The sequence below is a fragment of the Agrobacterium sp. SORGH_AS 787 genome, from assembly GCF_030819035.1.
Classification (GTDB): domain Bacteria; phylum Pseudomonadota; class Alphaproteobacteria; order Rhizobiales; family Rhizobiaceae; genus Agrobacterium; species Agrobacterium larrymoorei_B.
The window spans coordinates 1002800-1027400 of the sequence record NZ_JAUTBG010000001.1 but is presented as its reverse complement, the minus strand read 5'-3'; the positions used below and the strand labels follow the sequence as shown (position 1 = coordinate 1027400).

20 protein-coding genes and 1 pseudogene are annotated in these 24601 nt (G+C 59.0%); 14 read left to right on the top strand and 7 right to left on the bottom strand.

What is annotated here, in order from left to right; genetic code table 11:
• Positions 1-93 precede the first annotated feature (93 nt).
• The 5 genes from QE435_RS04465 to QE435_RS04445 form a co-directional block, all read right to left on the bottom strand.
• A complete protein-coding gene (locus QE435_RS04465; RefSeq protein WP_349040397.1) occupies positions 94-1014 on the bottom strand; it encodes an SMP-30/gluconolactonase/LRE family protein in 921 nt (306 codons plus the stop codon).
• A gap of 33 nt (positions 1015-1047) precedes the next feature.
• Complete coding sequence (locus QE435_RS04460) at positions 1048-1995, bottom strand: ABC transporter permease (protein WP_349040396.1); 948 nt, start codon at positions 1993-1995, stop codon at positions 1048-1050.
• Entirely contained in the window at positions 1992-2933 is a 942-nt protein-coding gene (locus QE435_RS04455; RefSeq protein ID WP_349040395.1) for an ABC transporter permease, read from the bottom strand. Before QE435_RS04455 ends, QE435_RS04460 begins: the two co-directional genes overlap by 4 nt.
• Complete coding sequence (locus QE435_RS04450) at positions 2930-4393, bottom strand: sugar ABC transporter ATP-binding protein (protein WP_349040394.1); 1464 nt, start codon at positions 4391-4393, stop codon at positions 2930-2932. The genes QE435_RS04455 and QE435_RS04450 overlap by 4 nt, the downstream gene beginning before the upstream one ends.
• Positions 4394-4495: 102 nt before the next feature.
• The gene (locus tag QE435_RS04445; RefSeq protein WP_349040393.1) at positions 4496-5509 is read right to left on the bottom strand and encodes an ABC transporter substrate-binding protein; all 1014 of its coding nucleotides are present in this window, start codon (positions 5507-5509) and stop codon (positions 4496-4498) included.
• Positions 5510-5802: 293 nt separating this feature from the next.
• Here QE435_RS04445 and QE435_RS04440 point away from each other — a divergent pair, with 293 nt between their 5' ends.
• Positions 5803-7038 carry a sensor histidine kinase gene (locus tag QE435_RS04440; RefSeq protein WP_349040392.1) on the top strand — a complete coding sequence of 412 codons (1236 nt, stop codon included), beginning with the start codon at positions 5803-5805 and terminating at the stop codon, positions 7036-7038.
• Position 7039: 1 nt separating this feature from the next.
• Positions 7040-7763: pseudogene (locus tag QE435_RS04435) on the top strand (response regulator transcription factor).
• A 46-nt stretch (positions 7764-7809) separates the two neighbouring features.
• On the opposite strand, the gene QE435_RS04430 reads toward QE435_RS04435, so the two are convergent.
• Both QE435_RS04430 and QE435_RS04425 read right to left on the bottom strand, forming a co-directional pair.
• On the bottom strand, positions 7810-9246 hold the full coding sequence (locus QE435_RS04430; RefSeq protein WP_349040391.1) for an NAD-dependent succinate-semialdehyde dehydrogenase: 1437 nt from the start codon (positions 9244-9246) through the stop codon (positions 7810-7812).
• A 236-nt stretch (positions 9247-9482) separates the two neighbouring features.
• A complete protein-coding gene (locus tag QE435_RS04425; RefSeq protein ID WP_349040390.1) occupies positions 9483-10670 on the bottom strand; it encodes an acyl-CoA dehydrogenase in 1188 nt (395 codons plus the stop codon).
• Between the two features lie 97 nt (positions 10671-10767).
• On the opposite strand from QE435_RS04425, the gene QE435_RS04420 reads away from it, so the two are divergent.
• From QE435_RS04420 to QE435_RS04365, 12 genes are all read left to right on the top strand, one after another.
• Positions 10768-11682, top strand: a complete 915-nt coding sequence (locus QE435_RS04420) for a LysR family transcriptional regulator (protein ID WP_349040389.1) — start codon at positions 10768-10770, stop codon at positions 11680-11682.
• 232 nt (positions 11683-11914) lie between these two features.
• Positions 11915-12970: a dipeptidase gene (locus QE435_RS04415; RefSeq protein WP_349040388.1), complete on the top strand. Its 1056-nt coding sequence runs from the start codon at positions 11915-11917 to the stop codon at positions 12968-12970.
• A 34-nt stretch (positions 12971-13004) separates the two neighbouring features.
• Positions 13005-14645, top strand: coding sequence for an ABC transporter substrate-binding protein (locus tag QE435_RS04410; protein ID WP_349040387.1), 1641 nt, complete (start codon positions 13005-13007; stop codon positions 14643-14645).
• An 18-nt stretch (positions 14646-14663) separates the two neighbouring features.
• Positions 14664-15731: an ABC transporter permease gene (locus QE435_RS04405; RefSeq protein ID WP_349040386.1), complete on the top strand. Its 1068-nt coding sequence runs from the start codon at positions 14664-14666 to the stop codon at positions 15729-15731.
• Positions 15728-16654 (top strand): nickel transporter permease, encoded by a 927-nt coding sequence (nikC, locus tag QE435_RS04400; RefSeq protein ID WP_309769727.1) that lies wholly within the window; start codon positions 15728-15730, stop codon positions 16652-16654. The genes QE435_RS04405 and nikC overlap by 4 nt, the downstream gene beginning before the upstream one ends.
• 8 nt (positions 16655-16662) lie before the next feature.
• Positions 16663-17499 (top strand): ABC transporter ATP-binding protein, encoded by an 837-nt coding sequence (locus QE435_RS04395; RefSeq protein ID WP_349041129.1) that lies wholly within the window; start codon positions 16663-16665, stop codon positions 17497-17499.
• A complete protein-coding gene (locus QE435_RS04390; protein WP_306928980.1) occupies positions 17496-18245 on the top strand; it encodes an ABC transporter ATP-binding protein in 750 nt (249 codons plus the stop codon). Before QE435_RS04395 ends, QE435_RS04390 begins: the two co-directional genes overlap by 4 nt.
• Before the next feature lie 155 nt (positions 18246-18400).
• Complete coding sequence (locus QE435_RS04385; protein WP_309769726.1) at positions 18401-19300, top strand: LysR family transcriptional regulator; 900 nt, start codon at positions 18401-18403, stop codon at positions 19298-19300.
• A 280-nt stretch (positions 19301-19580) separates the two neighbouring features.
• Complete coding sequence (locus QE435_RS04380; protein WP_349040385.1) at positions 19581-21116, top strand: ABC transporter substrate-binding protein; 1536 nt, start codon at positions 19581-19583, stop codon at positions 21114-21116.
• Between the two features lie 217 nt (positions 21117-21333).
• A complete protein-coding gene (locus QE435_RS04375; RefSeq protein ID WP_349040384.1) occupies positions 21334-22284 on the top strand; it encodes an ABC transporter permease in 951 nt (316 codons plus the stop codon).
• The gene (locus tag QE435_RS04370; RefSeq protein ID WP_349040383.1) at positions 22281-23102 is read left to right on the top strand and encodes an ABC transporter permease; all 822 of its coding nucleotides are present in this window, start codon (positions 22281-22283) and stop codon (positions 23100-23102) included. The genes QE435_RS04375 and QE435_RS04370 overlap by 4 nt, the downstream gene beginning before the upstream one ends.
• A gap of 55 nt (positions 23103-23157) precedes the next feature.
• Positions 23158-24555, top strand: coding sequence for an amidase (locus QE435_RS04365; RefSeq protein ID WP_349040382.1), 1398 nt, complete (start codon positions 23158-23160; stop codon positions 24553-24555).
• Positions 24556-24601: the final 46 nt, after the last annotated feature.

Here is a 24601-nt window from a genome sequence, read left to right as displayed (position 1 = left end):
CGTGGACGACATTCAACACTCTCGCGCTTACCGCCCTGGTAAGTTAGCACCGATTATGGAGCGATCATGTGCATGATCGCCTCGCAGTCATCGTCACGGCGTCTGCGCGCCGGTGGTAGCAAGATAGACCGAGTAGAGCGATTTGGTCGCGGTGATGAACAGGCGGTTTTTCTTCGGGCCGCCAAAGGTGAGGTTGGCCACCGTCTGCGGCACCTTGATCTTCCCGAGAAGCGTGCCTTCCGGTGAAAAGCAATGAACGCCATCGCCCGCGCTGGTCCAAAGGTTTCCTGCCGTGTCAAGGCGGAAGCCGTCGGGCAGGCCACTATCCAGGTTGCAGAACTCTCGGCCATTCGTCAGCGTCTTTCCATCCACCACGTCAAAGACCCTGATGTGGCGCGGGCGTGAGACATCGTGGCTGTAGGAGCTGTCGGCAACATAGAGGTTCGTTTCGTCGGGGGAAAACGCCAGCCCGTTTGGCTGAACAAAGTCGTCGACGGCGATCTCGACCTGGCCTGAGACAGGATCGATCCTATAGACGTTGCGGGTCTTCTGTTCCGGCTCGGATTTATAGCCTTCATAGTCGGAGAGAATGCCGTAGGTCGGGTCGGTGAACCAGATACTGCCATCGGATTTGACGACGACATCGTTGGGCGAGTTCAACCGCTTGCCATTATAGCTGTCCGCCAGCACCGTGATCGAGCCGTCGATTTCGGTTCGCGTCACGCGACGACCGCCATGCTCGCAAGAGATCAAGCGGCCCTGACGGTCGCGCGTGTTGCCATTGGCGAAGTTGGACGGCTGGCGGAAAACGGAAACGCCGCCATCCGGCACCCAGCGAAGAATGCGCTGGTTGGGAATGTCGCTGAAAAGCAGGCAGTTGAGATCCGCAAACCAGACAGGGCCTTCACTCCACCGGCAGCCGGAATAGAGTTCTTCCAGTTCGGCATTGCCGACGATCAGGTGACGGAAGCGGTCGTCGCGAATATCATAAACGGAGCTTTGATCTTTGGTCATGAGCATCAATCGGCTTGAAAGTGTTGCGTTGGTTCAGCGGGTGGCCTTGGGGCCGCTCGCCAGAAAAATCACGGAAATGATAATGAGACCAGTGAGGATAAGGCGCGCACCGGCGCCGAAGCCGTAGGTGTTCAGCATCGAAACCACAAGGAACATGAAGAGCGATGCGCCCCAGATGCCAGGCACGTTGGAATCGCCACCAGCGACCGCTGTGCCGCCGATCACCACGACGGCAATCGACATCAGGAGATATTCCGACCCCATGTTGAGCGCTGCACCACCTGAAAAGCTTGCCAGAAGATATCCGGCGATGGCTGCCAGAACGGAGCAGACAACGTAGGTTATGAAGCGCGCACCATCGACGGGAATGCCGGTCATGCGGGCCGCAAAGGTGCTCTGGCCTATGGCCGAAATCCAGCGCCCGTAGAAGGACCGGTCAAGCAGCACCCAGGCGATGACGGAGAGAAAAAGTGCAACGAGCGCGACATTCGGTATGTTGAACGTGCTGGAGATGGCGAAGTTGGCCAGTGTTTCAGGTGGCCTGATACGCAGCCCGCGATTGGACCAGATCGCAATCGACTGGACGATGAAGCTCATCGACAGTGTCGCGATGATTGGCGGGATGCGCAGCAGCTTGATCAGCGTGTAATTGCCGATGCCGATCGCAATTCCGATCAGGATGGCGACGAGAAGGCCCGGCAGGATGAGATGGTCCGAGACGTCCATGAACTTCAGCGCCAGCGTGCCGGACAGCGTCATGGTGGCAGGGACGCAGAGATCGATATTGCCTGGCCCAAGCGTGATAACGAACATCTGGCCGATGCCGACGATGACCGAGAAGGCCGCGAATGTCAGCGCCGCGTGGGAAAGCCCGAACGAGCTTGCGCCTCCGGTGAACATCACGGTGATGACCCAGACCGCAACCGTCGCGGCAAAGGACCAGATCCACGGTTTTCTAGTGAAAGCAGCGATGCGGCTCATTGGTTTTTCTCCCGCTTTTCAAGACGGTTGAGCAGAATGCGCAAGGCAAGCACGATGATGAGGATCGCGCCCTGCGCGCCGATTTGCCAGTCCGGCGAAATGCGCATGAAGGACAGGAAAGAGCCCGCGAGCGTCAGCGTTAAAGCGCCGATCACCGCGCCGATCGGGGAAACACGCCCGCCGACGAATTCACCGCCGCCAAGGATGACGCCGGCTATCGATAGAAGCGTGTAGCGCAAGGCGATATTGGCATCGGCTGACGTTGTCAGTCCCACGAGTGCGATCCCGGAGAGCACGGCGAAGAAACCTGCCAGTGCAAAGGTTGCGGCGCGAATGCCGACCACCGACCAGCCGGACCGCTCGACCGAGCGCAGATTGCCGCCGACGCCGCGCATCAGAACGCCGAAAGAAGAGCGCATGACGATGTAGTGAGCGACAACCGCAATCACGACACTGGCGATGATGGCAATCGGGACGAATGGCGGCTTTGCCGTCATCAAGGCACGCACGAAGGCAGGCGCCTGTCCGCCCGGTGAGGGCAGGATCAGCACGGCGAGACCACCCCAGACGAAGCTCATGCCGAGCGTCACGACGATGGAGGGCAGGGCACGCAGGTGAATGACGGCGCCGAGTACCGCATAGACGGCGATGGCGGCGGCAAAAATACCGATGCCGAGAACTGGGGAATTCTGCAGAAACGTTGCGGTCACGCAGGCGCAGAAACTGACGAAGGTGCCCATCGACAGGTCAAGGTCGTTGACGGACATGATCAGCATCTGGGCGATGGTCGCAAGCGCGATCGGCACTGCCAGATTGAACAGCAGGTTCATGCCCGTGTAGCTCATGGCTCTCGGCTGCATGTAGAACACCGCAATCAGCAGGAAGGCGAGCGAGGCGGCGGGAATGACAAGGCGAAGTGTGTTGGCAGAGATCTTCACGCGTGGGCCTCCCCAGAGAAGGATGCAGCCAGCACATTCTGCTCGGTGATGTTTTCGCCGATGAGTTCTGCCTGGATGGTGCCGTCGCGGAAAACATAGACGCGGTCACACAAGCGAATTTCGTCCATTTCCGTCGAGTACCAGATGAAGGTCCGGCCGTGCGCGGCTTCCGTTCTCAAGATGTCGTAGACCTCCTGTTTCGTGCCGATATCGACGCCGCGCATCGGGTCGTCCATCAGCACGGTGCTGGCGGTTGTCGCCAGCGCGCGGGCAAAGAGTACCTTCTGCTGGTTGCCGCCAGACAGCGAGAGAATCTTGTTGCCCATATCGGGTGTGCGAATCTCGATCCGTTTCTTCCACTCCGCGCCAAGGTCGCCCTCGCGCGATTTGTTCACAAGCCCACCGGACGAGATATCTCGAAGCGATGCGATCGACAGATTTTTGAGAATACTCCAGAGCGAGAAGGTGCCATTCAGGCTTCTGTCTCCGGCGACGAAGGCCAGGTCTGCCTTGCGGCTTGGTAGCCAACTGCTGTTCTTCGCGAGATAAAGATCGAGCAACGCTTCCGTCTGGCCGTGGCCACCGAGTCCGGCAAGGCCAATGATTTCGCCACGATAGGCTTCAAAGGCAATCTCGGAGCCGTGACGCGGCGCCATGGAAAGAACTTTCTCGCTGGAGCGAAGACGGGCGATCTTCTGCCTGTCCTGATCCTTAACCACGCTGCCCATGGCTTCGACCAGCGTGCGTGTCGTGAATTCGCTGGCGACCCGGTTGGCCACGACGCGGCCGTCCTTCATCACGACAATGCGGGTTGCGGTCGACAGGATTTCCCCGAGAATATGCGAGATTAACAGGACCGAGCCGCCTTCGCGCACGAAACGGCGCACATAGGCCATGAGTTGCTCTGCAAGACCTGCATCGAGCGAAGAGGTCGGTTCGTCGAGGATAACGAGCCTTGGTGCGTCCGGCGTGCGGCAAAAGTTGATCGCGATTTCCACCATCTGGCGTTCGGCGATCGATAGATCGGAAATCGTCGCTTCGCAATCGATGCCGTGGCCGGGAAAAATCTCGTCGATGGTGCGGCGTATCGCGGAAAGTGCGCGGCCGCGCCAGTTCCGACCGCTCATGCCGGGATGCATGATCCGGACATTCTCGCTGATCGTCAGGTTCGGGCAGAGAGACAATTCCTGGAACACGCAGCGCACACCGCCAGTGCGTGCTGCCGAAATGCCCTGTCTCCCAGGTGCTCCGCCGTAAGAAATCGTGCCCTCATGCGGCGTCAGTCCGCCGTTGATGACATTGACGATGGTGGATTTGCCGGCGCCATTATGGCCGACAAGGCCAAGGCATTCGCCTGCGCGGATGATGAGATCGGCGCCATCCAGCGCCTTGACGGCGCCGAAGACCACCTTGACGCCGCGGGCGGCGACGACTTCTTGCGTCTCGATGATGGTATTCATGAGCAAAACGCCAATGATCTGAAATGGTGAATGAAGGGGATGGCCGCTGCGGCGACGATTGGGCCGCAGCGGATAGGAGGCAATGCTTGGCCTTACTTGGCCTTACTTGGCCGCGATCACCTTCTGCGCATCAGCCTGGGAGTAATCCACATTGGCAACGCCACCCTTCTGGGTGTTCTTCAGGTTCTCCTCGAGATCGTCCTGATCGATGCGGAGGAAGGGAACGGTGAGGTCCTTCTTCACGTCCTTGCCGTCGAGAATCTGCTGGGCAACCCAGAAGGCGAGCGTCGAGACGCCGGGCGCGATCGAGACCGACATGGTCTTGTAGCCGCTGGCATCCTTCTGCTGCTTCCACCATTGCAGCTCATCTTCACGGTTGCCCATGATGATGGTGGGTGTCGGGCGCTTGGCAGCTGCAAAAGCCTGGGCAGCACCGTAACCATCACCGCCCTGGGTTACCACAGCCGCAACTTCCGGCAGGCTCGGCAGAATGCCGGCGACGGCGCGCTGCGCAACGTCCTGCGCCCAGTCGCCATTGACGGAACCGACGATCTTGAACTGCGGGTTCTTGGCAACGCCCGCGGCAATACCCGCATGGATTTCGTCATCGACGGAGACGCCCGCGAGACCACGGATTTCAAGCAGGTTTCCGCCCTTCGGCATGGCCTTTGCGAGGTAGTCTATCTGGCTTTCGCCCATTGCCTTGAAGTCGACGGCGATGCGCCACGCACACGGTTCCGTGACGATACCATCGAAAGACACGACGATGATGCCAGCATCACAGGCTTCCTTCACCGCACCGTTCAGTGCAGTCGGAGAGGCGGCGTTGATGACGATCGCATCGTAGCCTTGAAGAATGAGGTTCTGAATCTGCGCGGCCTGTTCCGTCGCCTGGTTTTCTGCAGTGGTAAAGGCGTCAGCAGCTGCGACTTGCTTGTCGGCAACCGCCTGCTTTGTGATCTTGTCCCAGCTTGTCAGCATCGCCTGACGCCAGGAGTTACCGGCATAATTGTTGGAGAGCGCGATTTTCTTCGCAGATGTATCGGCGTGCGCGGTGATCGGCATCGCGGCGCATAGCACCGCTGCCGATGCGAGAAGCATCTTTCTAAAAGCCATTGATTTTCCTCCCTGTGGCTTGCTCTTTCGGAGCATGGAAAATGTTTCGCCGCAAACCTTCCCCACGGCGGAAACGCAATTCCGTTGCACTGGAGCTCCTTTCCCCAGTAAGAACCAAAATGAACAAGAAGGGCTGGCTTGTATAGGCGCATCACGGCAATCTTCGTGCGGATTTACGCATAAAGCTTGCGGGTTCCCGCAAGACGAAGAGCGTTGCCGGGCGCAGAATACTGGGTAGGCGCTTTCGACAGGTCGCCGCCCGTCAGGGAAGATGCTTGGGAGGGCATCGGCACATGCTGGATAAACCAAGTAGCACGCTGTTTCATCACTATATGGGCATCTCGCGTCTGCTTGCCGGGCAGCTCGAGTTCAACGCCATCATTCAGGCGGTGGCAACCGAAATCAGCCATATCATTCCGCATGACCATATGGATGTCTGCATCAAGCAACTCGATGATAAATATCACATTGCTTACGAAAGCGGTCTAGCCAGCGCCTGGAGCCGCCAGCCGCCCGCGCTTTTGACAGGCAGCCCCATCCGCTCGGTCCTGTCCGGAGAGGTCGATTATCTCTTGAGCGGAGACGCCTGCGCCGATCCGCGCTTTCATTTCGATGGTGCGTTCTCCAGCCCGATCCATGAGCTCGATTTGCACAGCCGTCTGCACGTGCCGATGAAGGTGCATGGCGATATCATCGGGGCACTCAGCTGCTCGTGCCACCAGTCCAATGCCTATACGACGGAGGATGTCGCCAATGCGCGCGCCGTTGCCGACCTTCTGGCACCCTATTTCTATGCGATCCGCGCGGCGGAACAAGCCAAGCGCTCGGCCATCGAGGAAGCCCAGGCCAACGCCCGTGAAGAGGGTTTGCGCTTGGGGGCGCTGCAATTGACCGAAGCGCTGGAGGCCGAGCGTCAGCGGATCGGCATGGATTTGCACGATCAGACGTTGGCGGATTTGACGCGGCTTGTTCGTCGCATCGAGCGCATGAGCCGTTCAACGGAAGTGTCCGGAGAAATGCTCGAGCCGGTCATGCGCAGCCTCCAGCAATGCATGCAGGACCTCCGCGGCATCATCGAAGAGGCAAAGCCCTCCATCCTTCAGCTTTTCGGTCTGGTGCAGGCCATCGAAACCTATCTCGACCGCTCGGTCCGCGACAGTGGACTCGCCATCGACTGGTCCGTCTCCGATATGACGACCGGCCTTGTCGATGCGCTTGATAAGTCGGTGGCGGTCTCGCTGCTTCGTATCGTGCAGGAAGCCGTCAACAATGCCATCCGCCACGCGCAGCCAACGATGATCGAGGTCGTGCTATCGGAGGCTCACGGCGAACTTCTGGTCATGGTGTCTGATGATGGTTGCGGTTGCGGCGAGGAGACATCCGGCGGGGGCCTCGGCATCGGCAATATGAAGACGCGCGCAAGGCTGATCTCCGCCCGATTTCATCTCGGTCCCAATCCGCAAGGTGCTGGCACCTGCGTCACGCTGACCCTACCGACCGGGCTCAGCGACAAGCCGGAGGAGGCATGACATGGATGTTTTGATCATCGAAGACGACGTTCTACATCGCGCCTATCTCAACGAAGCGGTGAGAGCGGCTCTGCCGGAATGCGGCACGGTGCTGGAGGCGGAGAATGGTCGTGCGGGTGAAAAGCTGGCACGGGAAAATCGCACCGCTCACATCGTCATGGACCTGCAGATGAATGAGCGAAACGGCATCGAAGCGGCCCGCACCATCTGGAAGGAAAGGCCTGATACCCGCATTCTCTTCTGGTCCAATTATTCGGATGAGGCCTATGTGCGTGGCGTCTCCCGCATCGTGCCAGAAGGCGCCGCTTATGGTTACGTGCTGAAATCCGCTTCAGACGACCGCCTGAGGCTGGCCTTGCGCAGCATCATTTATCGAGGCGCAATGCGTGATCGACCGAGAAGTCCGCGGCCTGCAGGAAAAGAGCCTCGGAAAGGCGCATGGGTTCTCCGACACGGAATATGAAATTCTGATCGATATGGCGCTGGGGTTGACGGACAAGGCCATTGCGCGGCGCCGGAACCTCTCGCTGCGCAGTGTGCAGAACCGCTTGCAGAGCCTTTATGAGAAGCTGAACGTGCATCAGTCTACGGGCGAGGACGATGCGGAAGGGCGATATAATCTGCGCACCCGCGCCATCACCATCGCCTATCTGCGTAAGCTTCTGAATTACAGCGCGTTGGAGAGAGCCGAACGCGAGTTGGCTGAGTGGCAGGGCGGAAAATGAAACAGGCCCGGTTTGATCCGGGCCTGCTGGTCGTTAAGCGATAAGATCAGTTCATCTGGCTGACGAAGCGGGTTTCGAGATACGCTTCGACTGCTTCCGAACCGCCTTCCGTGCCGTAACCGGAATCCTTGACGCCGCCGAAAGGTACTTCCGGAATGGCAAGGCCATTGTGGTTGATCGTCAGCATGCCGGCTTCGACCCGCTGGCCGAGCGCATGGGCTGTCTTCACCGAGCCGGTAAAGGCATAGGATGCGAGACCAAACGGCAGACGGTTTGCCTCTTCGATGGCATCTTCCATGGTGGAGAAGCGATTGACGATCGCCACCGGTCCGAAGGGCTCTTCGTTCATGATCTTGGCGCTCGTCGGCACGTCTGTCAGAACCGTCGGCTCGAAGAAGTTGCCCTTGTTGCCAATACGCTTGCCGCCGGTTTTCAGCGTTGCACCGTGAGACACCGCGTCCTGGATCAGGGCTTCCATCGCCGGAATGCGGCGTTCGTTGGCCAGAGGTCCCATGCCGGTGTCGGCATCCAGACCGTTGCCGATCTTCAGACCTTCGGCATATTTCACGATACCATCGACGAATCTGTCGGCGACGCTGTCCTGAATGAGGAAGCGTGTCGGTGCGACACAGACCTGCCCGGCGTTGCGGAATTTTGCCGCAGCCGAGACTTCGATCGCCTTGGCGAGATCGGCATCCTCGAACACCAGCACAGGCGCGTGGCCGCCGAGTTCCATCGTGGCGCGCTTCATGTGCTTACCCGCGAGCGCTGCAAGATGCTTGCCGACAGGGGTAGAGCCAGTGAAGGAGATCTTGCGGATGACCGGATGCGGAATGAGATATTCCGAAATCTCGGCGGGAACGCCATAGACGAGATTGACGACGCCAGCCGGCACACCTGCATCGGCGAAGGCACGAATAAGCTCTGCGGGCGAGGCCGGTGTTTCTTCCGGTGCCTTTACGATGATCGAACAGCCGGTTGCGACTGCAGCCGAAAGCTTGCGCACCACTTGGTTGATCGGGAAGTTCCAGGGTGTGAAGGCCGCGACGGGGCCGACGGGGAACTTGATGGCCAGGTTGGAGACACCGCCAAAGCGAGCCGGGATGACTTGGCCGTAGGTGCGGCGAGCTTCTTCGGCAAACCAGTCGATTGTGTCGGCGCCGTTGTTGATCTCAGCCTTGGACTGCGCGATCGGCTTGCCCTGTTCGCGGGTCATCAGCCAGGCGATGTAATCGATACGCTCACGCAGAAGATCGGCAGCCTTGCGCATGATTTTGGAGCGCTCGAAGGCGGATGTGTCGCGCCAGACCTTGAAGCCCTTGTCGGCGGCGGAAAGTGCGAGATCCAGATCTTCCTTTTCCGCATGGGCGATGGAGCCAATGATCTCATCGGTCGCGGGGTCGGAAACGGCGATTGTTTTGCCCGAGAGCGCGTCGCGCCACTCGCCATTGATGAAGAGTTTAACGTCGGGATAGCTGTGCATGTAAAGACCTTCGCGATTTTACCGACCGGCAGGGCGCCGGTGCATTTTGTTCAATCAGCAAATCGATTGCCGCGTGGGGCGGAATGGGATGTCCTCGGCAAAACCGAAGACGGCGGTGCGCTTCTTATATTATTTCGCATGCTCCCAGTTTCAACCGGTAACTTTTAAAAGTATGATTTATTTCGCAGTGCGAAAGACCCGGTTTGAAAGCCGGGTCCTTACGATAGTCTTGTCGCTTAAAAGAATGCCTGAAGACCCGTCTGGGCTCGCCCGAGGATCAGCGCGTGAACGTCATGCGTCCCCTCATAGGTGTTGACGGTCTCCAGATTCTGCGCGTGGCGCATGACGTGATACTCGATCTGGATGCCATTGCCGCCATGCATGTCGCGGGCCTGCCGCGCGATATCGAGAGCCTTGCCGCAATTGTTGCGCTTGATGATCGAGATCATTTCCGGCGCCATGCGATGTTCGTCGAACACGCGGCCGACGCGAAGCGACGCTTGAAGGCCAAGCGCGATTTCCGTCTGCATGTCGGCGAGCTTCTTTTGGTAGAGCTGCATGCCGGCCAGCGGCTTGCCGAACTGCTTGCGATCCAGCCCGTATTGCAGCGCGCGGAACCAGCAATCTTCCGCGGCACCCATCACGCCCCAAGAAATACCGTAGCGGGCGCGGTTGAGGCAGCCGAACGGACCCTTGAGCCCGGAGACGTTTGGCAGCAGCGCGTCTTCGCCCACTTCCACGCCATCCATGACGATTTCGCCGGTTATGGAGGCGCGCAACGACAGCTTACCGCCGATCTTCGGCGCGGAGAGACCCTTCATGCCCTTCTCCAGCACGAAGCCGCGGATCTCGTTGTTATGCGCTTCGGACTTCGCCCAAACGACAAAGACATCGGCGATCGGCGCGTTGGAAATCCACATCTTCGAACCGCGCAGGCGGTACCCGCCCTCAATCTTCTCGGCGCGCGTCTTCATGCCGCCCGGATCGGAACCAGCATCTGGCTCGGTCAGGCCGAAGCAGCCGATGAGTTCGCCCGACACCAGACCCGGGAGATACTTGTCCTTCTGCTCTTCCGAGCCATAGGCAAAGATCGGGTAGATGACGAGCGATGATTGGACGCTCATCATAGAACGGTAGCCGCTATCGATGCGCTCCACTTCCCGCGCTACCAGACCGTAGGAGACGTAGCTGGCATCGGCCGCGCCGTATTTCTCTGGCAGCGTCACGCCGAGCAGACCGGCCTGGCCCATCAGGCGGAAGAGGTCCGGTTCAGACGTTTCGGACAGATAGGCTTCCTGAACGCGCGGGAGAAGTTCGGCCTTGGCGAAAGCGGCGGCGGAGTCGCGGATCATCCGCTCGTCGTCGTTCAGTTGATCCTCAAGCAGAAACGGGTCCTGCCAGTTGAATGATGCACGTTCGCTCACGATGAAGTCTCCACTCTTGTTGCCGCGATTATTGGCAATCGGCCATCGCCGGGCAAGCCATGTTTACTCATCCAGCTATTACCGATAGGAATGCGCCATGACTTCACTCAGCCGCAAACTCCTACCCTCCACCAGCGCGCTCGCTGCCTTCGATTCCGTGGCGCGGCTCGGCAGTTTTTCGCTGGCAGCCGACGAGCTTTCGCTGACGCAAGGGGCGATCAGCCGGCAGGTCATGTCGCTGGAAGAGCAACTTGGGGTCAGGCTTTTCGAACGCGGGGCGCGCGGCGTCTCGCTGACGCGAGAGGGCGAAACCTATGCGAAAGCGATCGGTATAGCGCTTGGCGATATCCGGTCCGCATCGCTTCAGGTCATGACGAAAACGCATGCCAATACGCTCAATCTTGCCATGCTGCCCACCTTTGGCACGCGGTGGCTTCTACCGCGCATTCCCAAATTCGTTGCGGCCCATCCGGAAATCACGCTCAACTTCGCCACGCGGATCGGTCAGTTCGATTTCGAAAAGGAAGGGCTCGATATGGCAATTCATATCGGTCAGCAGGATTGGCCCGCGGCAGAAAGCGTCTTTCTGATGGACGAGATGGTCGCGCCTGTCTGCAGCCCGGCTTTTCTTCTCAGCCATCCGATCGCCACAGCTGAGGACATCGCCGGTCTTCCGTTGCTGCACATGGCCTCCAGGCCAGGCGCGTGGGATCACTGGTTCAAAAGCGTCGGCATCGTTGCGCATCAGGCGCCGGCCATGCGCTTCGAGCAGTTTTCCAGTGTCGCCCAAGCCTGCATCGCAGGTCTCGGTGTCGCCCTGATGCCGCTGTTTTTGATCGAAAGCGAGCTGAAGTCGGGGCAACTCGTCCAGGCGTTCGATCATCCGGTCAAGAGCCCCAGCTCCTACTATGCCGTCGCACCGTTGTCGCGCATCAACCATGTCCCCGTCGTTCTCTTCAGGCGTTGGCTGCTCAGCGAAAGTGAAACGTTTCGCGCGCAGACCTCTGGCTAATTCTCGCTCTGTTTGTAGAGTTTCCCCGTGAAGCCGATGCGTGTGGCGAGAATTTCATCCTGCATCAATTTTAAGCTTGCGAAGACCTGGAATATGGTCCTAGATCGCGTGCGACGAGGAATGGTTGAATTGCGGCACGACGCCCGACATCCTTTTCTCGCTCCATCCCATCCGTCGATAAGCCTCTGGTTTAAAACGATAAAGTTTTGCGTCAATCCTGGAATAACTTCAAATGCAATTGGTTTTCGACGGTCATAACGATGTGTTGCTGCGTCTGTGGCACAACGGCAAAAAAGGCGGGGATCCAGTCGCAGAATTCGTCGACGGGACGTCGCAAGGCCATATCGATGCGCCGCGTGCCAAGGCGGGCGGGCTGGCTGGCGGCCTATGCGCCGTTTACATTCCTTCTGGCGATCTGATCTTGCAGGAGCCGGACGAAAACGGTCACTACGTCACGCCGCTCGCCGCGCCTCTTCAGCGGCAGCCCTCTCTCGATATCGCCATGGAAAAGATGGCGATCGCCTATCGCGTGGAGCGCGCAGGCGGCTGGAAGATTTGCCGTTCGACAGCAGATATCCGCAGGGCAATGCACGAGAATATTTTCGCAGCAGTCCTTCATATGGAAGGGTGCGAGGCGATCGATGAAGATCTGGATGCTCTGGAAGTGTTCTATGCCGCCGGTCTTCGTTCGCTTGGACCTGTGTGGAGCCGTCATAACGCCTTCGGCCATGGTGTGCCCTTCGCCTTTCCCATGTCTCCGGATACCGCGCCCGGCCTGACCGATGCTGGTTTCGAACTCGTCAAGCGCTGCAACCAACTCGGCATTCTGATCGATTTGGCTCACATCACCGAAAAAGGTTTCTGGGACGTGGCGAAGACAAGCGATCAGCCGCTGATCGCCAGCCATTCCAACGCGCATGCTCTGACCGGTGTCGCCCGCAATCTCACCGATGCCCAGATGGATGCGATCAAGGAAAGAAACGGGCTGGTCGGTCTGAATTACGCCGTGACCATGCTGCGCCCAGATGCACGCGACGATGCGAACACATCACTCTCCGACATGGTTCGTCACATCGATTATATGGTCGAGCGCATGGGCATCGATTGCGTGGCACTCGGTTCCGATTTCGACGGTGCCACCGTACCGGCGGAAATCGCCGATGCTGCAGGCAATCAGAATCTGGTTGCCGCTCTCAAGGCTGCTGGCTACTCTGAAGTAGAGCTTGCTAAAATTTGCCGGGAAAACTGGCTGCGTGTTCTGGCTCAAGCCTGGCATGAGCCGACCTGATCAAGAGTAATACCAACCTATAAAGGGGAGAACAATGACGAAGTCGCTCAACAAAATGGCCCGCATTCTGGCAACCAGCGCCGCGCTGTCGCTGATTGCGCTGTCCGCGCCGCAGGCTTTCGCCGCCACGCCCGCCGATACGCTGGTGGAAGGTTTCGCCATCGATGACATCATCACGCTCGATCCGGGTGAGGCATTCGAACTGTCGACCGCGGAAGTCACCGGCAACACCTACTCCAAGCTGGTCTCGATCGACCTCAATGACACGTCCAAGGTTGTCGGCGATCTGGCCGAAAGCTGGACGACATCGGAAGACGGTCTGACCTACACCTTCAAGCTGAAGCCCGGCCTCAAATTCGCGTCCGGTAATCCGGTAACGGCTGAAGACGTGGCGTTTTCCTTCGAGCGCGCCGTCAAGCTCGACAAGTCGCCCGCCTTCCTTCTCACGCAGTTCGGCCTGAAGGGCGACAATGTCAACGAAAAGGCCAAGGCGACTGCGCCCGATACCTTCACGCTGACGGTGGACAAGCCCTATGCGCCGAGCTTTGTCCTGAACGTTCTGACCGCGACCGTCGCCTCGGTCGTCGATAAGAAGCTCGTCATGGAAAAGGCAAAAGCCGTCACGCCGACAGCCGACTACAAATACGAGACCGACTTCGGCAATGAATTCCTGAAGACCGGCTATGCCGGTTCCGGTCCCTACAAAATTCTTGGCTGGAAGGCCAATGAGGCCGTCATCCTTGAAGCCAATCCCAATTATTATGGCGAAAAGCCGAAGCTGAAGCGCGTCGTCTATCGCCACATGAAGGAAAGCTCCGGTCAGCGTCTGGCACTTGAAAACGGCGATATCGATGTGGCCCGCAATCTTGAGCCTGGAGATATGGAGGCCGTTGCCAAGAAGCAGGGACTTGCTGTCACTTCCGCGCCAAAGGGCACCGTCTACTATTTCAGCCTTAACCAGAAGAACGAGTATCTGAAGAAGCCGGAAGTCGTCGAGGCGATAAAGTATCTCGTCGATTACGACGCGATCGGCGCGACCTTGATCAAGGGCATCGGCGAAATCCACCAGACCTTCCTGCCGAAGGGCCAGTTGGGTGCGCTTGATGAAAACCCCTACAAGCTCGACGTTGCAAAGGCGAAGGAACTGCTTGCCAAGGCCGGCCTGAAGGATGGCTTCACCGTCACCATGGATGTGCGTAACACCCAGCCCGTGACGGGCATTGCCGAAAGCGTTCAGCAGACCATGGCGCAGGCCGGTATCAAGCTTGAAATCATTCCGGGCGATGGCAAGCAGACGCTTACCAAATACCGTGCCCGTACGCATGAAATATATATCGGCCAATGGGGATCGGACTATTTCGACCCGAACTCGAATGCTGAAACCTTCACCATTAATTACGACAATGCCGACGACGCGAAGAATAAGACGCTCGCCTGGCGCAATGCCTGGGACGTTCCGGAGCTGACAAAGGAAACGCAGTCCGCACTTCTGGAAAGAGACAGCGCCAAGCGTGCGAAGATCTATGAGGATCTACAGAAAAAGGTTCTCGAAACCGGACCCTTCGTCATCATCTTCCAGCAGACCGAAGTGGCCGGTTACACGACGAAGCTCAAGGGTCTAAAGCTCGGTCCGAGCTTCGACACCAACTATGTCTACAACATCTCCAAGGAATGATCCGGCAGGATCGGTTCATTGAGTATCGTTGAAACTTCCGCAAGGGCGAGGCACGGCAAACGCCGTGCCAACCGGCGCCTTATGGCCGTTCTCGGCTTCATCATTACCGTTGTCACCACCTTTTTAGGCTTGCTGGCGGTAACCTTTTTCATTGGCCGCGTCATTCCTATCGATCCGGCGCTGGCGATCGTCGGCGACCGCGCACCCGCCCATGTGGTGGAGCGGGTTCGGGAAGAGCTCGGCTTGAACCTGCCGCTCTGGCAGCAGTTTTTCATCTATCTGAAGCAGGCGCTCACCGGCAATTTCGGGACGTCGGTGCTGACGACCAATCCCGTAATGGACGACATCAAGCGCGTTTTCCCGGCAACCATAGAGCTTGCGACGCTCGGCACATTGATTGGTGCCATCTTCGGCGTCCCGCTCGGCGTATTGGCAGCGGTCAAGCGGGGCAGCATCATCGACCAGATCGTGCGCGTCATTGGGCTTGTTGGCTATTCGGTGCCGATTTTCTGGCTCGGCCTTTTGGCGCTTCTGGTGTTTTACGCCAAGCTGCACTGGGTGGCCTATCCCGGCCGTATCGATATCGTCTACGAATTCACCTTCACGCCGACGACCGGATTTTATCTGTTCGATGCGTTGTGGCAGGGCCAGTGGGATGTGTTTTGGGATCTCTTCCGTCACATCATTCTGCCCGCAGGATTGCTCGGCTACTTCTCACTCGCCTATATCAGCCGCATGACGCGCTCCTTCATGCTGAACGAACTGGCGCAGGAATATATCGTCGCCGCACGCGCCAAGGGCCTGTCGGAAACGCGCATCATCTGGTTCCATGCTTTGCGTAACGCCGCAGTCCCTCTGCTAACGGTCATCGTTCTCTCCTATGCCGGTCTGTTGGAAGGCTCGGTTCTGACGGAAACGATCTTCTCGTGGCCGGGCCTTGGCCTCTACATCACCAATTCCCTCCAGAATGCGGATATGAATGCCGTTCTCGGCGGCACCATCGTGATCGGCGCCGTCTTCATCGGCATCAATCTCCTGTCCGATCTGCTTTACCGGACGCTCGATCCAAGGACGCGCAGCCGATGACGGATGCTCTATTGAAACCCTATAGCCGCGAGTGGCTGCTCTCCGACCGCCCGACCTCGCGCAAGCAGGCACGGCTTGGCCGCGCCTATGTCATCTGGCGGCGGTTTTCGGAAAACCGTCTGGCGCTTGCCGGGCTCGGCATCATCCTGGCGCTCGTGTTCGTCGCGATCTTCGCCAATGTCCTGGCGCCGCATTCCCCTGTTCAGGGCGATCTCCGCAATGCCCGCTTGTTGCCTCCGGGGACAGATGGATATTGGCTCGGCACCGACGATCAGGGACGGGATATTCTATCGCGCCTGATCTACGGTTCGCGCCTCACGCTCTTCGTCGTCGTGCTGGTGGCGATCATTGCCGCCCCAATCGGCCTCATCGTCGGCACCGTTGCAGGCTATGCCGGGGGATGGATCGATGCTGTGCTGATGCGTATCACCGATATCTTTCTTGCGTTCCCCAAGCTTGTTCTGGCGCTTGCGCTCGTTGCAGCCTTGGGTCCCGGTATCGAGAACGCGGTACTGGCTATCGCGGTCACTTCCTGGCCGCCTTATGCGCGTATTGCACGCGCCGAAACCATGACGTTTCGAAATTCCGACTTCATCGCCGCGGTGAAGCTGATGGGGGCATCTCCCTGGCGTATCGTGCTCAAACACGTGATTCCCCTCTGTTTCTCCTCGCTCATCGTGCGTGTGACGCTGGATATGGCTGGCATCATTCTCACCGCCGCCGGTCTCGGCTTTCTGGGTCTCGGCGCGCAGCCCCCGCTTCCCGAATGGGGTGCGATGATTGCCTCTGGCCGCCGCTTCATCCTCGACCAGTGGTGGGTTGCTGCCATGCCGGGTGCCGCCATCCTCATCGTCAGCCTTGGCTTCAACCTCTTGGGTGACGGGCTTCGCGATGCGCTCGATCCGAAGGAGGCTGGCCAATGACCCCATCTTTGACCACACCTCTTCTGACGGTCGACAATCTGCGCGTCAGCTTTCCAACGAGAACCGGCCTTGTCGAAGCCGTGCGGGGCGTGTCCTTTGCGCTCGGCAAGGAACGTCTCGGTATCGTCGGCGAGTCCGGCTCCGGCAAATCGCAGACCGGTCGCGCCATCATGGGCCTGACGCCTGGCCACGCAAAGATCGAGGCTGACGCACTTCGCTTTGGCGATATCGATCTTCTGACCGCTCCGGCAAAGCAGCGTCGCGCTATTCGCGGCAAGCGGATCGCAATGATCCTGCAGGATCCGAAATATTCGCTGAACCCGGTTATGACCATCGGCCGCCAGATTGTCGAAACGCTGAAGACGCATGAGCGGATTGGCTTTTCTGACGCAAAGAAACGCGCGCTCGACATGCTCGAGGCGGTGCAGATCCGCGATCCGGAACGCGTCTTCAATCTCTATCCGCACGAGGTATCCGGCGGCATGGGGCAGCGCGTCATGATCGCCATGATGCTCGTCTGCGGTCCGGAACTCCTGATTGCCGATGAGCCGACATCTGCACTCGACGTCACGGTGCAGCTGGAAGTGCTGGATATTCTCGACAAGCTGGTGCGCGAGCGCGGCATGGGCCTGATTTTCGTCTCGCATGATCTGCGGCTCGTCTCGTCCTTCTGCGACCGGGTTCTGGTGATGTATGCGGGGCGCGTGGTGGAAGAGCTTCCATCTGCCAATCTGCAAAACGCCAAACATCCCTACACGCAGGGACTTCTGAACTGTCTGCCGAAAATCGGCGAGCACCGGCATCCGCTGCCGGTCCTTCAACGCCAAGCGGAGTGGCGTCTATGACGGTCGTACTATCTGCCAAGGATATCGTCGTGGACTTCGACGGCTATCTGGCACTGGATCGGGTCAGCATCGAGGTGGCGAAGGGCGAATCCTTCGGGCTCGTTGGTGAATCCGGCTCCGGCAAGTCGACGCTTTTGCGTGCGATTGCCGGTCTCAACCATTTCGACGAAGGCTCCCTCATGGTGGACGGGCGGACCTATAGCCGCAAGTCACGCGACAAGAGCTTTTATCGCGATGTCCAGATGGTGTTTCAGGATCCTTACGGTTCGCTGCATCCGCGCCAAACGGTGGATTCCATCTTGTTGGAGCCGCTGGTAATTCACGGGGTGGACAACAAGGAAGCGCGCATCAACCGCGCTCTTGACGAGGTCGGTCTCGGCACCGGTTTCCGCTTCCGCTACTCGCACCAGCTTTCAGGGGGACAGCGCCAGCGTATCGCCATTGCCCGCGCGCTGATCCTGGAGCCGAAGATCCTGCTCCTCGACGAACCGACATCGGCGCTGGACGCCTCGATCCAGGCGGAAATTCTCAACTTGCTTGAGCAGGCGCGCAAGGACAGAAACCTGACTTTCGTCATGGTCAGTCACGATCTGGGCGTTATCAGCCATATGTGCGACCGGCTGGCGGTGATGAAAAGCGGCAAGATTGTCGAGTCGATGGACGTGCATCAACTGGAAACGAGAGAGTTCTCCGCCGATTACACGCGGCAGCTGATGGTGGCGAGCGAAGGCTTCCGGCGCGATTGAGGCTGGCTTACACCTCGTGTATGACCGCAGCGGGTCGAAGGCTTTTGTCTGACTGCGTGCATCGCCGACGTTCGTGGGATGTTGCGCCGCGGACGGAGTGTAGCGTTTCTTGGGCCTATCGACCGGCCATTGATCACATTGGGGATGATCGCTCCATGCAATTGCGCGCATTGATGTATTTCGACGAACTCGTCCGTACCAATTCCATGCGCGCGGCGGCCGAGAACCTGAATGTTGCACCTACCGCGGTCAGTCGTCAGATCGAAAATCTCGAATATTATTTCGGCACGCCGCTGGTCGAGCGCTCCAGCCGTGGCGTGAAGCTGACGGCGGCGGGCGAGCTTCTTGCTGCGCGTGCGGGAAAGACGCTGCGTGAGTTGGACCATGTCAACCAACTCATCGACGATCTGAAGGGCCTGCAACGCGGCCGGGTCACGATCTATGCCAACGGTGCCACGGTGGCCAATCTGCTGGCGCCCGTCCTGGCGCAGTTCAGTCTCAAATATCCAAAGCTTCGTTTTGAGGTCAATATTACCAGTGCGCGTCAGGCCATGGAGGCATTGGGAACCGCAGAAGCCGACCTCGTCGTCAGCCTGTTTGCACCGAAGCTCTCGGGTGTGAAGGTGCGCTCGCGCACCCGCATCAGCTACGACGCCATCTTTCCGGCGGGGCATGCACTTGCAGGCCAGCCGGAAGTGACTTTGAAGGAACTTGCCGCGCTTCCGCTTGCCCTGCCGGATAAAACCTTTGCCGCCCGTCAAGCCTTCGACGCCCTCTTCGCGGAGGCCGGTATCGAACTCGATCCGGTCTTCATCACCAGCTCGCTGGAAATGCTCAAAGAATTGGTCCTGGGAAATGCGGCTGCCACGTTGTTGCCGGCCCTGTCGGTGGCGCGCGAGCTGCGCAGCGGCCAGATGGTTGCAGTGCCTCTAGCCGGGAAGAAAGGCATCCATACGCAGATCGATCTCTGCGTCGCACCGGATCGGCAATTGTCCTTTGCGGCGTCCAAACTCGCCGATTTCATCGAACGTTTCATGCGTGAGGCAGCGGTATAAAAAACTGCGATTTTGTTTCTGCCATGAAGGGTAAAGCAGCGTGAGACCAGGATGCCCAGGGAGCGCGAAGGAAGACCGGAGTAGAACATTTCGGTTTGCTCTCTCTATCACCTCTCGTCGTCTCACAGGTTGATTTTGATCCCAAATACCGTGTAGCGTTTTCGGCTACGCGGAGCACACAAAAATGCAGATTGTGTGTGCGCCGTCACCATGCCACTCTTTTTGCAACAGACGGTCTTTCAAAGGGCAAAAAGCCCGGCCCGTCCGACAGGGGATAATGATGCCACGCAATTATTTTTCACAGGCGGCGACGCTTTCACGCCGCACCGCCCTGACCCTTGCCTTGGGCACTGCACTCTGGCTGCCGTTTTCGGCTGTGGAGGCTGAGGCCGCACCCAAGACGGCGCTGACACTTGGAATGGCGATCGAGCCGACCGGCCTCGACCCGACGATCGCAGCGCCCGTCGCTATCGGTCAGGTGACGTGGCAGAACATCTTCGAAGGACTTGTTACCATTGACAGCAAGGGGCAAGTCAAGCCGCAGCTCGCCGAGAGCTGGCAGATCTCTCCGGACGGCAAGACCTATACGTTCAAGCTGCGCAAGGGCGTGACCTTCCACGATGGTGAAGCCTTTGATTCCTCGGTTGCGAAATTTTCGCTGGATCGAGCCCGAGGCGAAGGCTCCGTCAATCCGCAGAAGCGCTTCTTTGCGTCCATCGACACCATCGAGACGCCGGATGCGGACACCTTGGTTCTGAAACTGAAGCAGCCCGCCGGTAGCCTCATCTACTGGCTTGGCTGGCCCGCTTCCGTCATGGTCTCGCCGAAGACCGCAGAGAACAATCGCACCACGCCGATCGGCACCGGCCCGTTCAAATTTGTCAGCTGGGCAAAAGGTGACAAGGTCGAGCTCGAAAAGAACCCGTCTTACTGGGACAAGAATGTCGCGGTGAAGTTGGAGAAAGCCACCTTCCGCTTCGTTTCCGATGCGCAGGCACAGGCGGCCGCTTTGAAAGCCGGTGATATCGACGCATTCCCGGAATTCGGTGCGCCGGAGCTCATGTCCTCCTTCGATGGCGACGCCCGTCTCGGCACCTTCGTCGGCAATACCGAGTTGAAGGTCGTTGCGGGTATGAACAATGCCCGGAAGCCCTTCGACGACAAGCGCGTGCGCCAGGCGCTGATGATGGCAGTCGATCGTCCGACCGTCATCGAAGGCGCTTGGTCCGGTCTCGGCACCGCCATCGGTAGCCACTATACCCCCAACGACCGCGGCTATATCGATACGACGGGTGTTCACCCTTATGATGTCGAAAAGGCCAAGGCATTGCTGGCGGAAGCGGGTTATCCGAATGGCTTCAGCTTCACCATCAAGGCCCCTCAGATGGCCTATGCGCAGCGCACGTCACAGGTTCTCCAGGCCATGCTCGCCGAAATCGGCGTCACGATGACCATCGAGACCACCGAATTTCCGGCCAAATGGGTTGCGGATGTCTTCAAGGGCGGCAATTACGACATGACGATCGTCGCACATGCGGAGCCGATGGATATCGATATCTATTCCCGCGACCCATACTACTTCAACTACAAGAACCCGGCCTTCAATGAGGTCATTGCCAATGTCGAAAAGACGGCCGACGCCGGTGAGCAGGAAAAGCTCTATGGTGAGGCGCAAAAGATTCTTGCTGAAGATGTTCCGGCGCTCTTTCTCTTCGTCATGCCGAAGCTTGGCGTCTGGGACAAGAAGGTCAAGGGTCTCTGGCAGGATGAACCTATTCCATCGAACGTGCTGACGGACGTTCATTGGGAAGAATGAATCTTATGGAGCGAGGTCTACCCATACTCCCCTCTGTCCTGCCGGACATCTCCCCCTCAAGGGGGGGGATCGATTGGTGGTCACCTCCTCGCTTTTCCCGGATGGTTGAGATAGCGCATGGGCTTGCCTTTTTCCAATCTCTCCCCTTGAGGGGGAGAGGCCGGGCAGGACAGAGGGGAGTGCGCTACTTGCAGCACGTCTCCAGCGATCGCAGATCATGACCATCCTGATCCTCAAACGCATCCTTGGCCTGTTCGTCACGCTCCTGGCCGTCTCGTGCCTGATCTTCTTCGTCATGGGCCTGCTTCCAGGTGACCCGGCAGCCATCATGCTGGGCACCTCTGCCAGCCCCGATACGCTCGCCGCCTTGCAGAAACAGATGGGTCTCGATCTCCCGCTCCCAATTCGCTATATTCACTGGCTCATGGGCGTCCTGCGTGGAGATCTGGGGCAATCCTACACATATGGCGTCCCGGTCGCGGGGCTCATTGCAGAGCGTCTGGTTGTCACCCTTCCACTTGCGCTTCTCGCCGTCTGCCTCTCGGTTGCCATCGCCATTCCCCTTGGTGTTGCAGCGGCGAGGAACCGCAATGGCGCAATAGACTTCGCGGCAGGGCTGTTTTCTCACGTAGGAATTGCCGTGCCCGGCTTCTGGGTCGGCCTGCTGTTGATCATCCTCTTTTCGACGACGCTCGGCTGGATGCCGGCTGGTGGCTTCCCGGGATGGACGCCAAGCTTTACTGCGGGATTGACGGCTCTGGTTCTGCCAGCGGTGGCGCTGGCGCTCTCGCAGGCAGGCGTTCTGACCCGCGTCTGTCGCTCCGCCGTACTTGAGGTGATGAACGAGGATTTCGTTCGGACGGCACGCGCCAAGGGCCTGAGCGACCGCGTCGCGCTGTGGCGGCACGCGGTGCCCAATGCGATGATTCCCGTCGTCACCATGATCGGTTTGCAGTTCACCTTCCTCATTGCTGGCGCGGTCCTGGTAGAGAATGTCTTCAACCTGCCCGGGCTTGGACGGCTCGCTTATCAGGCGCTGACGCAGCGGGATATCGTCGTCATGCAGTCCGTCGTGCTGTTCTTCTCAGCGCTCGTCATCATCATGAATTTTCTCGTCGATATCGCCTATCTCTTCATCGATCCGAGACTGCGGTCAGGTGCGAAATGATGCGCTTCGTCCGTCGCCGCCCAGCCTTCGTGACAGGGATTGTTGTCACGACCTTCCTGATCGCAGTCGCATTGCTTTCCCTCGTCTGGACTCCAGTCTCGCCCACCAAAATGCAGATCGTCCAGAAGCTGAAATCTCCCTTCGTCTATGGCGGCCTCGGCACCGACCACTTCGGTCGTGACGTGCTCTCCATGCTGATGGCAGGTGCATGGAACTCGCTCTCCACGGCAATTGCCGCTGTCGCCATCGGCGCCTTCATCGGCACCCTGATCGGCGTCACCGTCGCAGCCGTCCGAGGATTGACCGAAACCGTGATGATGCGCATCTGCGATATCATCTTCGCTGTGCCGCCCATCTTGTCCGCGATGATGCTGGGCGCCTTTCTCGGTACGGGGCGTTTCACCGCCATCATTGCCATCGCCACCTTCATGGTCCCGGTTTTCGCTCGCCTGACGCTCGGTGCCGCCCTGCAGATATGGGCAAGGGAATACATCACCGCTGCGGCGAGTATCGGTCAGGGCCGTGCGAAGATCACCCTTGTGCACATCGTTCCGAATATCTCCAACCAGATCATCGTGCAGGTGACGATCCAGCTCGGGCTTGCCATTCTCACCGAGGCTGGTTTGTCCTTCCTGGGTCTCGGAATGCCACCGCCTGCCGCAACCTGGGGTCGGATGCTGGCCGATGCCCAGACCTATCTCGGCGTCGCCCCCTGGCTCGCCATCATGCCGGGCCTTGCCATCGCCTTTGCCGTCTTCGGCCTCAATCTTCTGGGCGACGGTCTTCGCGATCTCCTTGATCCGCGCGATACGAGCTGATCGCCCGAAGCCGATATCAACCCTCACATCCTGTTATTTTTGACGAGACGATTCCATGACCGATCTCATAGACCTCAACACGCTCGAAATTCTGGCGCTTTACCGAGACAAGACACTGTCCCCACTGGAATATTGGCAGGCAGTAGAGTCACGCATCGAGGCATTCGAGCCAATTGTGAACGCCCTTTACGCCTATGATCCGGAAGATGCCCGTAGCCAAGCGGAAGCTTCGACGCAGCGCTGGGTGAAGGGAGAAACACTCGGGCCCCTCGATGGCCTCCCGGTATCGCTGAAGGAGCTCATCGCGACGAAGGGCCAGCCCGTGCCGCTCGGCACGAAAGCGGTCGAACTGGTTCCAGCACTTGAGGATGCGCCTGTGGCGGCGCGCTGCCGTGAAGACGGGGCAATCCTTTATGCCAAGACGACCTGCCCGGATTACGGTATGCTTTCGTCGGGCCTTTCCAGCTTTCACAAGCTCAGCCGCAATCCATGGGACCCGACGCAAAACCCCGGAGGCTCCAGCGCCGGTGCGGCATCCGCGGGGGCGGCCGGTTATGGCACGCTGCATATCGGCACGGATATCGGCGGCTCCGTGCGTCTTCCCGCTGGATGGACCGGCCTTTTTGGTTTCAAGCCGAGCCAGGGCCGTATCCCGGTTGATCCCTTCTACACCGGACGTTGCGCCGGACCGATGACCCGCACCGTGACCGATGCCGCTTACGCCATGGCGACGCTATCGCGACCGGACTGGCGCGATGGCACGTCGCTGCCTCCCAACGAAATCGACTGGCTTGACCTCAAGATCGACGTGAAGGGCCTGAAGATCGGCCTGATGCTGGATGCGGGCTGCGGCCTGCCAGTGGATGAGGAGGTGCGCGATGCGGTCCTGTCTGCTGCCAAGCTCTTCGAAGCGGCGGGCGCCATCATTATTCCGGTTGAGCCGGTGCTGACACGCGACATGCTGGATGGGTTGGACGATTTCTGGCGGGCGAAATTCTGGGGCGACATGGTGGCCTTGAGCGACGAGCGCCGAGCGACGATCCTGCCCTACATTCTCGAATGGGCCAGAAAGGGTGCTGAGGTGTCAGGGTCGCGTGCGGTCTTCGGCTTCAACCAGACCATGGAGATGCGCAAGAGCTGCGGGCGGCTGATGCAGACGGTGGATGCCGTCATTTCGCCCACCAATCCGATCGTATCCTATCCGGCGGACTGGGCCTCTCCCACCAATGACCCGCAACTGCCCTTCGAGCACATCGCCTTCACGGTGCCATGGAACATGTCGGAACAGCCGGCATCCTCGATCAATTGCGGCTTCTCGAAGTCCGGCATGCCGATTGGCCTGCAGATCGTCGGCCACCGCTATGAGGATCTCTTCGTCTTGAAGCTGTCCAAGGCTTTTGAGGATTGGAGTGGCGGTGTGAAGCAGTGGCCGCAGCCACCGGCGCGAGGCTGATCACATCCTTCAGGCTATCTTCACTGTCCGCAACTCCGCTGCTGTT

What these genes read in the sequence shown, in the direction of transcription:
- QE435_RS04465 (WP_349040397.1), bottom strand. Translation starts at nt 1,014, where the DNA reads ATGACCAAAGATCAAAGCTCCGTTTATGATATTCGCGACGACCGCTTC.
- QE435_RS04460 (WP_349040396.1), bottom strand. Translation starts at nt 1,995, where the DNA reads ATGAGCCGCATCGCTGCTTTCACTAGAAAACCGTGGATCTGGTCCTTT.
- QE435_RS04450 (WP_349040394.1), bottom strand. Translation starts at nt 4,393, where the DNA reads ATGAATACCATCATCGAGACGCAAGAAGTCGTCGCCGCCCGCGGCGTC.
- QE435_RS04445 (WP_349040393.1), bottom strand. Translation starts at nt 5,509, where the DNA reads ATGGCTTTTAGAAAGATGCTTCTCGCATCGGCAGCGGTGCTATGCGCC.
- QE435_RS04440 (WP_349040392.1), top strand. Translation starts at nt 5,803, where the DNA reads ATGCTGGATAAACCAAGTAGCACGCTGTTTCATCACTATATGGGCATC.
- QE435_RS04430 (WP_349040391.1), bottom strand. Translation starts at nt 9,246, where the DNA reads ATGCACAGCTATCCCGACGTTAAACTCTTCATCAATGGCGAGTGGCGC.
- QE435_RS04420 (WP_349040389.1), top strand. Translation starts at nt 10,768, where the DNA reads ATGACTTCACTCAGCCGCAAACTCCTACCCTCCACCAGCGCGCTCGCT.
- QE435_RS04415 (WP_349040388.1), top strand. Translation starts at nt 11,915, where the DNA reads ATGCAATTGGTTTTCGACGGTCATAACGATGTGTTGCTGCGTCTGTGG.
- QE435_RS04410 (WP_349040387.1), top strand. Translation starts at nt 13,005, where the DNA reads ATGACGAAGTCGCTCAACAAAATGGCCCGCATTCTGGCAACCAGCGCC.
- nikC (WP_309769727.1), top strand. Translation starts at nt 15,728, where the DNA reads ATGACGGATGCTCTATTGAAACCCTATAGCCGCGAGTGGCTGCTCTCC.
- QE435_RS04390 (WP_306928980.1), top strand. Translation starts at nt 17,496, where the DNA reads ATGACGGTCGTACTATCTGCCAAGGATATCGTCGTGGACTTCGACGGC.
- QE435_RS04385 (WP_309769726.1), top strand. Translation starts at nt 18,401, where the DNA reads ATGCAATTGCGCGCATTGATGTATTTCGACGAACTCGTCCGTACCAAT.
- QE435_RS04380 (WP_349040385.1), top strand. Translation starts at nt 19,581, where the DNA reads ATGCCACGCAATTATTTTTCACAGGCGGCGACGCTTTCACGCCGCACC.
- QE435_RS04375 (WP_349040384.1), top strand. Translation starts at nt 21,334, where the DNA reads ATGACCATCCTGATCCTCAAACGCATCCTTGGCCTGTTCGTCACGCTC.
- QE435_RS04370 (WP_349040383.1), top strand. Translation starts at nt 22,281, where the DNA reads ATGATGCGCTTCGTCCGTCGCCGCCCAGCCTTCGTGACAGGGATTGTT.
- QE435_RS04365 (WP_349040382.1), top strand. Translation starts at nt 23,158, where the DNA reads ATGACCGATCTCATAGACCTCAACACGCTCGAAATTCTGGCGCTTTAC.